Annotated in this window: 12 protein-coding genes and 1 pseudogene; 2 read left to right on the forward strand and 11 right to left on the reverse strand. The window is 44.3% G+C overall.

The annotated features are described in order from the left end of the window. The first annotated feature begins 158 nt into the window (after positions 1-158). On the forward strand, positions 159-2,744 hold the full coding sequence (locus ACFSVM_RS11070; RefSeq protein WP_379262122.1) for a glycosyl hydrolase: 2,586 nt from the start codon (positions 159-161) through the stop codon (positions 2,742-2,744). A gap of 177 nt (positions 2,745-2,921) precedes the next feature. On the opposite strand, the gene ACFSVM_RS11075 is transcribed toward ACFSVM_RS11070, so the two are convergent. From ACFSVM_RS11075 to ACFSVM_RS11125, 11 genes and pseudogenes are all read right to left on the reverse strand, one after another. Continuing rightward, positions 2,922-5,222 carry a heavy metal translocating P-type ATPase gene (locus tag ACFSVM_RS11075; protein WP_379262124.1) on the reverse strand — a complete coding sequence of 767 codons (2,301 nt, stop codon included), beginning with the start codon at positions 5,220-5,222 and terminating at the stop codon, positions 2,922-2,924. Positions 5,223-5,376: 154 nt separating this feature from the next. Further along, a complete protein-coding gene (locus tag ACFSVM_RS11080; protein ID WP_379262126.1) occupies positions 5,377-6,111 on the reverse strand; it encodes a type 1 glutamine amidotransferase in 735 nt (244 codons plus the stop codon). A 221-nt stretch (positions 6,112-6,332) separates the two neighbouring features. Then, positions 6,333-7,112 carry an IclR family transcriptional regulator gene (locus tag ACFSVM_RS11085; RefSeq protein ID WP_379262128.1) on the reverse strand — a complete coding sequence of 260 codons (780 nt, stop codon included), beginning with the start codon at positions 7,110-7,112 and terminating at the stop codon, positions 6,333-6,335. A gap of 157 nt (positions 7,113-7,269) precedes the next feature. Next, the gene (locus ACFSVM_RS11090) at positions 7,270-7,716 is read right to left on the reverse strand and encodes a DUF6609 family protein (RefSeq protein WP_379262130.1); all 447 of its coding nucleotides are present in this window, start codon (positions 7,714-7,716) and stop codon (positions 7,270-7,272) included. Between the two features lie 68 nt (positions 7,717-7,784). Continuing rightward, positions 7,785-7,947 (reverse strand): annotated as a pseudogene (locus ACFSVM_RS11095) (manganese catalase family protein); the annotation flags it as partial. A gap of 470 nt (positions 7,948-8,417) precedes the next feature. Further along, positions 8,418-10,181, reverse strand: coding sequence for a right-handed parallel beta-helix repeat-containing protein (locus ACFSVM_RS11100; protein WP_379262132.1), 1,764 nt, complete (start codon positions 10,179-10,181; stop codon positions 8,418-8,420). Between the two features lie 134 nt (positions 10,182-10,315). After that, complete coding sequence (locus ACFSVM_RS11105) at positions 10,316-10,504, reverse strand: hypothetical protein (protein WP_143757750.1); 189 nt, start codon at positions 10,502-10,504, stop codon at positions 10,316-10,318. A 569-nt stretch (positions 10,505-11,073) separates the two neighbouring features. Then, complete coding sequence (locus ACFSVM_RS11110) at positions 11,074-13,023, reverse strand: alginate lyase family protein (protein WP_379262134.1); 1,950 nt, start codon at positions 13,021-13,023, stop codon at positions 11,074-11,076. Positions 13,024-13,075: 52 nt separating this feature from the next. Further along, positions 13,076-13,303 (reverse strand): hypothetical protein, encoded by a 228-nt coding sequence (locus ACFSVM_RS11115; RefSeq protein WP_379262136.1) that lies wholly within the window; start codon positions 13,301-13,303, stop codon positions 13,076-13,078. Continuing rightward, positions 13,303-13,623, reverse strand: coding sequence for an SDR family NAD(P)-dependent oxidoreductase (locus tag ACFSVM_RS11120; RefSeq protein ID WP_379262138.1), 321 nt, complete (start codon positions 13,621-13,623; stop codon positions 13,303-13,305). The genes ACFSVM_RS11115 and ACFSVM_RS11120 overlap by 1 nt, the downstream gene beginning before the upstream one ends. Before the next feature lie 22 nt (positions 13,624-13,645). Beyond that, entirely contained in the window at positions 13,646-13,885 is a 240-nt protein-coding gene (locus tag ACFSVM_RS11125) for a hypothetical protein (RefSeq protein ID WP_379262140.1), read from the reverse strand. A 414-nt stretch (positions 13,886-14,299) separates the two neighbouring features. Between ACFSVM_RS11125 and ACFSVM_RS11130 the strand changes: the two genes are divergently transcribed. After that, positions 14,300-14,842, forward strand: coding sequence for a helix-turn-helix domain-containing protein (locus ACFSVM_RS11130; protein ID WP_379262142.1), 543 nt, complete (start codon positions 14,300-14,302; stop codon positions 14,840-14,842). Positions 14,843-14,853 lie beyond the last annotated feature (11 nt).

Here is a 14,853-nt window from a genome sequence, read left to right on the forward strand (position 1 = left end):
TATTCTGAATATTGAATTGCAATTTGAGAATTTCAAAATAACAAAAATACAATACATTCACAATTAATGGTAATTATGATATGTTTACTTTGAAAGCGCATCCATGACCGAGCAGAGTATCCATTCTTCAACATATCTTTTATGGAGGGAAGATGGTAATGGTACAATTGTTCAAAAAGTCAAGCGCAATACTGCTGGCATTTGCTCTGCTCGTTGGGTTAATGACAGTCCCTGCTCAAGCAGACGACGCCACACTCTTTACTATTGAAAGCGAAGATGCTCAGCTCAGTTCTGATCTGCAAGTGGTCACGGAAATCTATGGTCAGCCTAAGCCTGGATACGCAGGTGATGGATTTGTCTGGATGCAGAGTTCCGGGACGATTACCTTCAACGTAACTGTTCCAGAAACAGGTATGTATGAAATCTTTACCCGTTACATGCAGGAGGTTAGCCCGGACGGAAGAATGCAATCCTTGGCCGTGAATGGTGTGACCAAGGCTTCCTCTATGCTGCCATACACAACAACATGGTCAGATTTCAATTTTGGTTTTTTCAAGCTGAATCAAGGCAGCAATACTGTCCAACTGAAGGCCGGCTGGGGATATGCATATTTTGATTCCTTCACTGTGGATTATGCTGATCTTGATCCCTTGGAAGTACAGCCTGTACTTACAGATGCTCAAGCGACACCTGAGACTCAGCTTCTTATGAATTATTTAACAGATGTGTATGGTAACCATATTATCTCGGGTCAGCAGGAGATCTATGGAGGCGGTAATGACGGCGATTATGAGCTCGAATTTGAATGGATCCATGATCTAACGGGCAAGTATCCAGCCATTCGCGGCTTTGACTTTATGAACTATAATCCACTGTACGGCTGGGAAGACGGCACGACTGATCGGATGATCGACTGGGTAAACAATCGAGGCGGTATTGCGACAGCCGCTTGGCATATCAATGTACCTAAGAATTTCACGACCTATCAGCTTGGGCAGGTTGTAGATTGGAAGGATGCCACCTATAAGCCATCCGAAACCAATTTTAATACAGCAAATGCGGTCATACCTGGTACGAAAGAGTATCAATACGTCATGATGACGATTGAGGATCTGGCGGAGCAGCTGCAAATTTTACAGGATAACAATGTACCCGTTCTATTCCGTCCTTATCATGAGGCCGAAGGAAACGGGGGCTTGAATGGAGAAGGTGCATGGTTCTGGTGGGCTTCAGCAGGTGCAGAAGTATACAAAGATCTATGGGATCTGCTCTATACCGAACTAACTGAAACGTACGACTTGCACAACTTGATCTGGACTTATAACAGCTATGTGTACAGTACTTCTCCCGCATGGTATCCAGGAGATGATCAGGTCGATCTTGTAGGCTACGATAAATACAATACGGTCTACAATCGCGATGACGGATTGTCCGGCGTTCCGAACGAGGACGCCATTACTTCGATTTTCTATAAGCTGGTTGATCTGACGAATGGAACAAAGATGGTGGCCATGACCGAGAATGATACCGTTCCGAGCTTACAGAATTTAGTTGAGGAAAAATCCGGCTGGCTCTACTTCTGTCCATGGTATGGTGAGCATCTGATGAGTTCTGCCCTCAACTATCCTGCCACACTGACAACTCTATATCAAAGTGATTATGTCATTACGTTAGATGAGCTTCCGAATCTGCAATCCAATAATCCAACTCCAAATGCATCCCTATCACCCTCCAACATTGAATTCGACAAGTATACACCTAATCAGAGTGACCAAACCATCACCCTAAATTCAAACAGCCATACGTTAACTGCGATCCGTGTGGGTACTCAGGCACTCACCCCGAGCCAGGACTATACCTTAAGCGGTAACACACTTGTACTCAAAAAAGAATTCTTGTCACAGATGCAAGTTGGCGAACATACCTTCACATTTGATTTCAGCCAAGGCCAAGATCCTACACTTAAAGTTAAGGTCGTCAATTCAACACCGAGTGCTGCGTCAATCTCACCCGTAAATACCACATTCGATAAAGCCGCCAATCTTCAGCAAAATATTACAATTGCTCTTTCCTTGAATGGACTGCAGCTCATCAGTATTAATAATGGTAGTTATGCGCTTATATCGGGTCAGGATTATACGGTGACAGGCTCTTCTGTCGTTTTGAACAAGTCCTATCTGTCCACTCTACCGCTTGGCCAGAGTACGATCAACTTCCAATTCAGCGGAGGTGGTCAAGCCGTCCTTACCGTGAATATTGCTGACAGCGGCGTAACCGTTCCCTCCCCTGACGGGGCCATTGCGATTCAAGCTTATAATGGCAACACAAGTGCATCTACCAACGGAATCTCGCCTAAATTCAAAGTAGTTAACTCGGGGACTTCCGACATTTCATTGAGTGATGTCAAGATTCGGTATTACTACACCATTGACGGGGAACAAGGGCAGAGCTTCTGGTCTGATTGGGCCAGCGTAGGAAGTGCTAATGTGAGCAGTACTTTCGTTAAACTGACGACTCCGGTTAACGGGGCTGATCATTACTTGGAAATTAGTTTCTCTAGTGCGGCTGGAACATTAAGCCCAGGTCAGAGTGCAGAAGTCCAAACACGCTTCTCGAAAAACAATTGGTCCAGCTACACGCAAACAAACGATTACTCCTTCGATTCGACCAGCACACAGTATGTTAATAGTAATCAAGTTACTGGATATTTGAACAATCAGCTTAGCTGGGGCATTGAACCGTAATTCGATGGAAACAAGGGCCGGAACAGGTTTTGACCTATCTCCCGCCCTTGTTCTGTATTCAGCTCTGCATAAACTTCTATATAGGCTTATCATTCCATATTTGCACTTCGATATCGCTTTTCTTCTATTTAAAATGAAAGAGCAGCTAACTGTTGTTTAAATGAGGCAGCTGCATTTTCACAGCTTCAATTTCTGGAGACGCAGGGAATTCAGCACAACCGAAACAGAGCTGAACGCCATCGCTGCACCAGCCAGCCACGGTGCTAAGAGACCTATAGCAGCAATGGGAATGCCCACTACATTATAGGCAAGTGCCCAAAATAGATTTTGCTTGATATTACGCATCGTGCTTTTACTTAATTGGATCGCGTCAGCAACTTGATTTAGATCTCCGCGCATCAATATAACTTCTGCTGCCTCTGCGGCTATTCCCGTGCCAGTGCCTACAGATATGCCTACATCAGAGACAGCAAGTGCAGGCCCATCATTAATCCCGTCTCCTACCATAGCTACCTTATGTCCCAATTGCTGCAGTCGCTTTACTTCTGCCGCTTTCTCCTCGGGAAGGACATTTGCAATGACTTTGGAGATCCCTACCTGACTCGCAACAGCCAGAGCCGTACGTTCGTTGTCTCCCGTCATTAATACCACTTCAATCCCCATTGCTTGAAGACGGCTGACGGCCTGTGCAGAGGTTTCTTTCACGGTATCAGCGACAGCGACCATTCCTGCCCATTGATTATTGATTGCCACGAGCAGCACCGTTTTCCCTTGACCTTCAAGCTCAGACATTTGAACCCCTGCTTCAGCAGGAATCCGTACCTTCGCATCCGTGAGCAGCCGCCGCGTTCCCACAAGAATGTCCTGGCTGTAACCGCGGGCGCGAACGCCGTACCCCGGCATATTCTCAAATTGCTCTGGTCTAAGCAGCATCTTAATACCTCTGTCCTCTATCCCTTCCGTTATGGCTTGTGCAATGGGATGCTCCGAGCTGAGCTCTGCAATTCCTACTCGTTTTAACATTTCGTTCGAGGACCAGCCCTGCGAAGTAATTACATCGGTCAGCATCGGTTTCCCGTGAGTGACGGTTCCGGTTTTATCTAATATCACGGTCTGAATATAACCTGCATTCTCAAGGTGCTCCCCACCTTTAAACAGGATACCGAATTCAGCGGCACGACCCGAGCCAGCCATGATGGATGTCGGAGTCGCTAGACCCAGTGCGCATGGACAGGCGATGACCAGTACAGCAATCGCTTTTTCCAGAGCGGTACTCAAGCTGCCTAAGCTCTCAAATAATAATGAAAATAAAAATGTAATAGCAGCCAGACTAATAACGACAGGCACGAATATTCCTGATAAGGTATCTGCAACACGCTGGATGGGAGCCTTTGATCCCTGAGCCTGCTCGACAATATGAATGATCCTTGCCAAGGCGCTGTCAGCACCTACTTGTGTCGCACGTATAACGAGGCGGCCATTGATGTTAAGTGTTGCTCCAGCAACAGTGTCGCCAAGCTTCTTGTCCACTGGTAGACTCTCTCCGGTTAACATGGATTCATCTACCGAGGAAGCTCCCTCTTCCACGATTCCATCCACAGGAATCTTCTCGCCTGGCTTTACATGAACAAGATCATTGGAATGGACACGTTCAGAGGGGATTTCAATAATCTTGCCATTTCGAACGACTCTTGCCGTTTGCGGAGCTAACTGCATCAAACTGCGGATGGACCTTACAGCTCTTCCTCTAGCCAGAGCCTCCAGCCATTTGCCGAACAAAATTAACGTAATCAGCACGGCACTTGTTTCAAAATAAAGCTGGAGTGGAGCTTGGCCGGCCCCATCTACTGCTTGGTGAATATGACCCAGTAACCCCCCGGTACTGGTCATCAAAATAAAATACACACTATAAAAATAAGCCGAGCTTGTCCCAAGGGCGACTAGCACATCCATATTAGCACTTCGGTTTTTCAACGCTTTATACGCACCTTTATAGAAAGTCGCGCCAAAATAGAACTGTACCGGCGTTGCCAATAACCATTGAACAATAGGTATTAATAACACGTCAGGGACACCTATTCCAGAGGTAAATGAAAAATGAGAAACCATAGACCACAATAAGGGAAAAGAGAGTATCGCTGACAAGATCCACTTCCATTTTTTTCGTTGTAGTTCCTGTTCTCTCAAGGTAAGCGATTCTTCATCTGTTGTTTGAATATACGCCTCATATCCCAATTGCCTGATCTGGTGGATAAGATCTGAAGCTTGTAGTGTTCCTGATACGAACTCAACATGTCCTGATTCTAAAGTAAGGTTCACATTTACTCGCTTCACTCCGGGAAGTTTGCTGAGGCCTTTTTCGATTCGAGCTGAGCATGCGGAACACGACATCCCTGTTATTTTTAGATTTGCTTGCTGATAAGTATGGTCTGTTAATTTATCGTTCGTAGAATAGTGATTATTCGAAAGTGGATCCATAAGATATAGCGCTCTCCTTCACTAAACGTTATCCTCTACATATCATACGTTGTACTCTCGATTCTGATGATTGCTATCTTAGGGTCAAAAAAAGCCTCCAAACCTACACTTATCATAGGTTAAGAGGCCTCTCCATAAATCGACTTCTTCGTCATTATGATGAAAGCACGCTTTCATCTGCACTTTCTGATATGCTCAACGCAATTTGAGCCAATATTCCCTTCAGCAGCCTGTTCGCAGGTTCACTATGATTCATGCCTTCGCGAATTTCTGCATCCTGCTGAATAAATGGTAAATCGATCAGTTCATGTGACCATCTGGACAGCATTTCCTCGATGCAATCGGGTGTTGACTCTAAGTGAAACTGCAAGGCCAAGACATGATCACCATAGGCAAATGCTTGCTGACCGCAAGCTTCCGAGTACATCAGATGTCTGGCACCTTCAGGCAATGAGAAGGTATCACCATGCCATGAAAAAGAAATAAAACGATCCGGAAGCTGAGCCAGCCAAGGATGATGTTCCTTATTTCTGTAGATTTGATGCCATCCAATCTCCTTATTTGCTCCAATCGGAGATACCGTTCCTCCCAAGATTTCTGCGATCATCTGTGCTCCCAAGCATATCCCAAGCACCTTCTTCCCCGCTTCAATGACATCTCTTACAAATTGCTTCTCTTGAATAAGCCAAGGGTATTCCGTTTCCTGGTAGACACTCATGGGTCCCCCCTGAATAACGAGAAGGTCTAATGAATGAAGCCATTCCGGCGGTATCCCGTTGGCAGGGTCATGTAGGATAAGATCATGCCCGGCTTGTTTGGACCACGACACGATTACGGATGGATCATCAAATGAAAAATGACGGAAAACAATGATGTTCAATAGGCTCACCTCGAATGATATGAATAAATCTATAGTATCTCAAATAGGGAGGATAGCAACGCTATTATCCCATATAGTGAGATAATATTGAGAAATATTGAGTATTGTTTATATCTATCCCGAATAATGAGATGACTGGAACAGAAAAAGACCCTCGTCATAAAATGACAGGGGTCTGCTACAATTTTAATAAAAGGTTATCCTTCATAGGATGTCAGTTCACCTGGAGATCATTGAAGGTTACGTCCGCGATACCCAAGCTCGTTAGATATAAGGGCTGCATATTTTCGAGCCATACTTGAATATTTACCAATACTCTCTTCACTGAAACGAATCGAAGGACCTGCCACATTCAAAGACCCGATAACTGTATTCTCGTAGGAAAAGATCGGGACTCCAATTCCTGTGGTCCCTTCTGTTGCCTCATTCGTCGTCATTGCATATCCTTGCTGTTTAATTGCTATAAGCTCCTGCTCAATATAGGATCGGGACAGCGGCTTCAACGATGGGACGTCATCCCAATCAAATGATTCCAGCAGTGACTTCTGCAGCTCAGGCTTTAGGAAGGCTAATATCACTCTATTCGATGCTCGGATAAATAATGGCAAGCGCAGCCCTATCGGTTCCGATATTTTCAGAACTTGCGGTGAGTCCACTGAATCAATGTAGATCCCTTCCGCATTCTCACGAACGGATAAGTATACGGTTTCCTTAGTACGCTTCGATAGCTCCTCCATGAACGGTCTTGCAATCGTGCGCAGCATCAAACTATCCCACATGAGAAAGCCATACTTCATCAGAGACAGGCCCAGTTTATACCGTTTCGTTTTCTCATTTTGCGACACAAAACCATGCTCAGTAAGAGAGGAGAGTAATCGATGTGCACTCTGTATCGGCATATTCAACGCTTTACTGATCTCCGTTACACTCATCTCTTTTTCAGTACCCTGCGGAAGTAACAGGTCCAAGATTTGCACTACTTTGTTAATAACGCCAGACAATCCGTTCACATCTCCTCGTCTAGAACTTTGCCATGATTATATCATATCAAGGGTAGAACGATTCTGATCAGGAACGAATAGACGACGGCTAATCTGTCTATGTACTTCTGCTTGAAGGAAACTACTTATGTCTCCAATACTATAATCCTAAATGCTGCTAGTTTTTTTATGCTGAAAGCTGATGTGCCCTGCTCTGACGGCTTGGCTTGGAATAGAATAATAGATATAGTCCTACTCCTAGCTTGGCGAGGCCATCTGCCATTCCAAAGTAGAAAAAAGGTATCGATTCGAGAACCATCCCCGCTATTGCAATCACGGTGCCCATCGAACCGATGACAAGCATCGACTTACCGTGGACATAATAAAACAGGAAGAAATGAATACCTGTTGCCAGAAATGTACCCAGCCAGATCATCCGCCGATCCAAGCTCGGGAAAAAAGGCCCTGCGATCAAGAACATCAGCACGAATAAAGAGATAACACCCATATTTCCCATTCGATCCTGAAATGGGGTGCTGGGACCCTCAGCTAATCTGCGCTGAACTCTCGCATTCAAAAACGAAATATAGAAACCGATGAAATAACCGATCACCTTCTTGTAGTTGAATTGCAAGGGAACAGTACGATCAAGATGATCACACGATCCTGCCATGAACTAGCATATTTAACATACTCATGATGTAAATGCTGCGGGTTAACCCCGCCCATAATCGCTGCGGTCACTGGATCTTTTGCAGCCTCATCCTGTTCTTCTGGAGATGTGCCGTCAAGCAGCTGACTGATCAATGCACAAGAGCATTTCAACATGTCCAATCTCTTCGGTACCGATGTCCTGTGTGTTGTCATATTTAGTGAGAAAAACCAACGAAAAAATGTTGATAGATCAAGGCGCTTTTTCATATATAATGAGAAGGGTTCCTTTAGTAAACGCCGGATATAATGCTTATTTTCAGTATTAGTGAGAATTCGCGCAATGCCTCATTTGCATATTTATTCACATGCATACATCGATTAGCTCGACTAGAACAAATTTGGTCACTATTTCGCAAGTTAGCAGTATTCCGCCCCCCTGAAGTCGAAAATTGGTCCAGGGTTTGCTCCCTCGACCTGTTGCGTCAGAAAGGTCGACCTCCACCCCTAACCAAATGGAAGTCAATGTTGTGGTTTGGTTGCTGAAAAGACACAAAGCCATCCCCCTCAAGGGATAGCTTTGGTTTATAATTAATATAACTCATTATGGCTTATAAAGCTGTGAAAGCGGAATCGCTCCTTGTAATTTGTTTTTGTTTTACTTGATACAAGTCAAATATTTAATTACTCTGCAGAAACATCATCAATAGCTACCCAGCCGTTGGCGGTTTGCGGTGCGCTGATCCACACCTTGATCGATTCCCCTGCAGTGGCACTCACGGTGAGTGTCACTTTCTTATAACCCCCTGATACGACACTCTGCTGTGCTTTGTTCACTCCGGCAACATCCGCCCCGAGTTTCACATTGCTTGCAATATTTGTATTGATATATGCGGTTATGGTGTAGGTTTTCGTCGTTGGTGCTGTTAAAGTCTGGGACATCTTGGTAGCGTCTTTCGTACTGAAGGCAGCCTTATAGGTTCCAGAGTACGCTCCCGTATTTTGGATGGTGATGCCTTCAGTGTTTTGCTCCTTGGTCCAACCTCCACCTAGACTGCCCCACTCAAAGCTTGGATTGCCGATCAAGTTTTGGTTCTCATAGGCTCCTCGGTCAAACGCTGAACCTCTTGGCCTTGGGTTATAGCTGAAGTCGTTGTTCGGCGCCAAGCTGTTAGTTCCAGTATCGATCGCCTTGGATCCGATGATTACATGGAAGTCTCCTCCGGCAGGATTTACAAAGAGAGGATCGCCCCAAATGTCATTCGGCCCGCTTACCACAGGGTTTCCATTATGGTAAACATTATAGTTATTGGTAACGTTCGTATTGCTATAGTTCGTATTGATATTCCTCCCTGTTCTGGCAACCATAATATTATTAAGTATATTGACATTATTGGAAGATTGGGCGAAAATTTCCCCGTAGTTCAATTGGGAAGAATTGTTGTAGGCAGTGTTGTTGATGATATCTACGTTCGCACTTTTATACGAATGAATACCGCTACCCCCGTTATTATAAGATAGATTATTGGTCACTAGGGTCTTTCCTGTATAGGCAGGATCATTCATGGTACTGTCGATAATAATTCCGTTACCATCCGAATAATCTTGCGTTTTTTCCCATTTAACCAACGTTTTATTATTATACACCCGATTATTGCGAATCACGTTTTTATAGCTTGTTGTATTCGAATCGATATTCTTAGGGGTAAGGATCGAAATGCCGCTGGTCGCATAGAACGTATACCAAGAGTTGTTATAGATGGTATTGTTCTCGATGGTTATATAATCAGCATCCGATGCACTGATCCCTCCGCCAGGTACATCATGAACGATATTGTTTTTCACAATAATGTGATGAGGATACGAGGTGCTCCCCTCTTCGGGTCTAATATAAATACCATTCGTTTGGGTTTTGCGGACATAAGCCCAATCAATGGTATTGGTCGGTTTATTTTGTATAAAATGGTTATATCTCGCTTCGCCATCGCTTAATGTCAGGTTGGCGTTGTCCCCTTCGATTTCGAACCCTTCAATTTTGATGTAGGAGGCGTTTACGACGATGTGATTCCAAGCATCAATGGCCTTGAGTTTAGGATGATGTCCCGGATAAGCCAGGTAGCTGATGTAACCACCCGTTGAGCTGGAATTCCCGGAGCGATTAACTTGGAATACGGCCTGATCATCGGTCTTGTAGTAGGTTCCATCCATGACATAGACTGTATCGCCTGGATTGGTTTGATTGGCTGCATATTGAATGTTTTTGAACGGTTTTTCAGGGGAAGTTCCGTAACCACTGCCGTCCACACCTGTATCGATATCGACGTAATACGTTTGCGAAGCGGCATGTGCTGAGTTTGCAAAAACAATCAAGGAGCAGGCTGCCAGCAGAAATAAGAACAAACTCATTAGCCATCTTGATGTACGACTCCCAAATCCTAAATCCATCATAATTTCCTCCAATTATAAAACATTATTGATATCGCTTACAATTTACCATGAACAAGAACCGGGGAATAACAACCTCATTACTCCCCGGTCCGCGCGACTATCTTTCATTTCTAATGCGGAGCCTATTACTTACATTACATTGTAGTCAGGGTAAAGGTCAGCTTACCTGTTGCAGCATCGTATTTCCCGGCGGTTTCCTTAATAACCTTGCCATCCCCATCCATATAATAAACCTTGATGTGTTCAGGTTTCTTTAATTGCTCTGGTGTCGGTTGATAATCGATGGATACCGAAAGCGGAGCTTGATTGTTTTTCCAATCCAATCTCTGACACCCAGACATTCATTTTTTTAAAGAATTTCAATGATTTCATCCTCCTTCGATTGTTTATTGCACGACTAATCGTCTGTGGTAATTGCTCCGAATACTACTATCCCCCTTTACTACACCCTGCAAATCTAGATCCTTTCAGAATCATCATAGGTTAAGCGTTTACAAGAAAACTAAGAGGATCACTGGAATTCGTGACCATGGGTTTAGTTAGATGTACGAAAGTATGGCTAATCTACATTCAATCTAACATGTGCCATTGGCCTAGTTATAGAAGATAGATTTAATATTAATTATGTTTTCTTAGTAATGTAATTCTTTATTGTAGGCAAACCGAAGTCTAAAAGTTATTTGGCATGATCACATGGAGTTATTTGCTGCTAGTTATCCGGAGATTATCAAACTCCCACAGAAAACACCGCTATCCCTAAAGGAATAGCATTGTTTTCTATACTTTACCTGGTGTGTCATAATAAGAAGAGTTTTTCTTCAGTATTCGGGGTTTTTATTCTAGAACCCGATCGGATGGGCGGCATCTCATTAATGATAGGACTCCCCTTCACTCATGCTTCGCCCTCCTGTTTGCCATAATATTTGAAGACAACCTCATAGCTTGAATGATCCAACTTCATTTGACAAAAGGCTTGTCCATTTTTTTCATAAACTTCGAGTGATCTGAGTTGATCTTGCTGAAATTTACCACGGAAAGGGAAAAGTACCGTAGCATATCTCCTGACACCGGCCATACCCCCATAATCCGACATGATAACACGTGTGGAGGGTCTAAGATGGTCCATCTTATCGGAAATGCTCGCTTCTTTTCGTTCGCCATATACTTTTCTTCCAGCAGTCCATACCGCTACGTTTACTTCATTACTCTGTGTGTATGCAATCTGCCGATCCTCATTCCAATGGGACTGAACGGCATCCAGGTGCCAGTTCAACTGAACAGTATCCTGCTCAGTGAGTCCTGAAACTTCGTCCAAGACAAGCAAAAATTGACCGGTAAACATAACTAAGTCCCTGCGATGGATTATAGGTTCGTAATTATGATGAACGGCCGATGCCCGGATCCAATCTCCGCTATCAACGACATACTCGATCTTCCCTTGCTTTTGGGGGCCATACTCCCAAGAGGAGAGGTATTCGAAAGGATCCTTACCATTAATCGTTAGGGTATTATGCCAGGCAGCCGACTTGAACTTGCGGCGTTCTTCCAGCCACCAATAATTATAACGTCCTGGATCTACCACCAACGGTTGGCCCCATGCCGTAAAATCAAACGACGATGGATCAATATGCGCATGTCCGTTATACACCGGAGTGCGGCATACGAAAAACACGCTAAATGCCTGCCTGGACCAATCAGAGCGAATCGAGACCTGATCCAGCTCTTTGTCCCAAAAGACACGCGGAGGTTCATCCAATTCCTCTGCTGCCGGTACATTCAAGCTATTTAGCAACCCCGTCAAGCTTAATAACTCGGGGTAATCAAATAAGAGAGGTATAATCGCATTGACAAACTTCTGCTCACCCATTAAAGATTGAAGAAGACGCACTAGATTGTTCTCCCCCAAGAATAGAGCACCTAGAGATAGCGTTACCGCTGCCTTGTAATCTGCATCGGAATCACCCCAAGGCACGACCTGGCCGGTAGGCCGGCATGTCTGTATGCAGTAATTCATTGCTTGACGGAATCTTTCTACAAAGGCTTCTGAGAGGGAAATTCCGTTCTTACGAGCCAGCAAAGCGACCTTGCCCATGTAAATCGTGGTGAAGTTATGATAACTTGGACAGCCTTCCAATTGGCCCCCCTGTTTAGAGAACTGAGAGGACATACAACGCTCAAGCTCCTGTTGAGCGAATGCCCCCCACTCCGCCGACTCCTCAAGAGCCGGAAAGTTCAGTGCGATGGAGTACAACCCCCACATCTCGGTTAGGTAGTAATTATGGTCAGCATTGGGCCAAAACTTCGGACAAACCTCACGTAGAATTCGCCCGTGGTCTAGTATGGATTTAAGGATCGTTGGACGAGCAGAATCCAGCATGCCGGGAATTTGGTCCATCACCCTAATCACGAAGGGCCAAACATTCCCCACCCGTTCACCGACTTCAAGCTGGCGCCAGGGATCGACTGAACCATAAACTCGTTGGGCTTCCTTTACATCTACCGTCAGGGCAGGAGCCGGGCATGATTCGATCCAATCCAGAAGCTCCAGGAGTACGCGATCAATATACTTTCGTTGATTAGAGAACAGATAAGCATAAGTTAAAATCAACCAATGATTCATCCGATTTAACATCCATATATAACCGTTGTTATTCACTTTGTTGTCATGCCATTCGGGAGGGTTTCCTACCACAAGCCATTGTCCGCGCGTGCCTGACAAAATCAGCTTTCCTTGTAGAGCCATATCGGCGGAGTGCATCGTTCTCTGAATGTAATCTGGTGAATAGCGTCGGATATAATTGCATACTTCTGTAAAATTGCATACATGAGGCAGGTTATTCACATTTCAGACCTCCTTATAGGAATTTGCTTTTCATTGTTCCTTGATCTCCCAATCATTGTGAACGATGTGTATCATCTTTCAACACGATTTCGCCATCACGAAGTCCGTAGACTCGTCCTGTACCGTAATCCTGTATAATAAGTCCCCCATCTGGTTCCAGTTCTACGGAAAGGCCCCCATCCTTGCTCGGTGGTTCAGCAAAATACACGTTGGGAGCCGTATTATAGATATGCCAGCCAGTGATAGTATCAATATCGTCCATCGCGAAGGCATAGACCATTACATGCTCTTTTGCAAATTCATTATTCTCATAGGTGACGGTAGTCCAGCCAGATTGACCAGGATATCCGCTTGTCCGTATGTTTGTTGTGCAAGATGAAACAATGTTTTTACTTCTTCCTCGTTAGTGACATCTACGGTTGATACAGTGATCGAAGCTCCCTCGGATTCATATTTTTCTTTCATTAGATTTAACTTTTTAGGATTAGTGGAGGCCAATACCATTTTCATACCTTGGGAGGCTAGTTCCTCCGTCAATATCGTACCCAAACCTCCTGTTGCCCCTTTAACAATGGCTACTTTATTCTGCAAGGATCTCAATTCGCAATACCCCTTTCATCAATTAGTAAGTTAACAGTATCTTCCCAAGATTCTCTCCGCGGATCATCTTCTGAATAGCCTCTTCTGCTTTTTCCATTGGCATCGTATCGCTGATCATTCTCTCCAGATCATACTGCTGATTTTCTACGATCTCTTCCAGCATCCGAACCGTCCGACAATACCGATCGCATAGCTTATCTGTTATAGGCAGTTTAACGATTTGATGCTGCTCCTTTGATGCTGTTAATTCATCCAAATTCATAGCCATGCCTCCATATCTCATATTAAGGAGTTGATCACTTATTAAAAATCATAAGCAGAGAAAGCCTTTTCATCCATGCACATTACAAGGTTCTTTTTATCCGATTCGCTTATGTTCGTTTCTGTCCAAGGAATGTTATAATGAGTAATATGAACAAGTGGACAAAGGGGTTATTTGTTGATGTATGATTTTATCGTATCCGATATTAGCTATGTTCTAGAGAGGCAACCTGACCCCACTTGGCGAACTGGAGAAATCCGCAACCAGACTCACCATATACTGGATACGAATAAAAGGGGCAGAGCTTTTTATAATATTGAAGGAACAAATATAACATAAAAAAAGAGACCTGCTCTATTTCCCGAAGGAATTGGTTTACTCCGGCTTCAGTGATCCTGAAGAACCTTGGGGATTATGGTTGCATTCGATTTGGAGAGTCCTTCGGGAGAACCGGGGTTTCCCCCGTCTTATTCAGGAGTTAATCCTTCTTCTTACCCCCACCAATTAATAGAATTGTTTCAAACCCTTGGCCCTGCATGGGCCGGCAAGAAGCCCGGCTATTTACTGCATTGCCGCAGCATCATCATGGAAATTCTGTACCACATGATCCGAACTCGTACCTTCTCACTCCCCAACTCCCCACATACGCCAGCAATTGAGAACATTATTAATCTAATGCAAGAAAACTACAGCCGATATTATAGCGTGCAGGAGTTGGCGGTCATGGCAGGCCTTAGTACCTCTCACTTTCGATTGGTTTTTAAAAAAGTGACTGGCCAGTCCATATTGGATTATCAAAACCAGATTAAGCTGGGGAAAGCAAAGGATTTGTTGTTAAGTGGAGAATGCAACGTGACGGAAGCCGCCTTGCATACGGGGTTCGGCAATGTGTATTATTTCAGCCGATTGTTTAAGCAGGTTATGGGATGTAATCCATCCGATTATTTGAGGAAGTGACAACAGGTCAA

This window comes from Paenibacillus shunpengii, assembly GCF_042684905.1.
GTDB lineage: Bacteria > Bacillota > Bacilli > Paenibacillales > Paenibacillaceae > Paenibacillus > Paenibacillus shunpengii.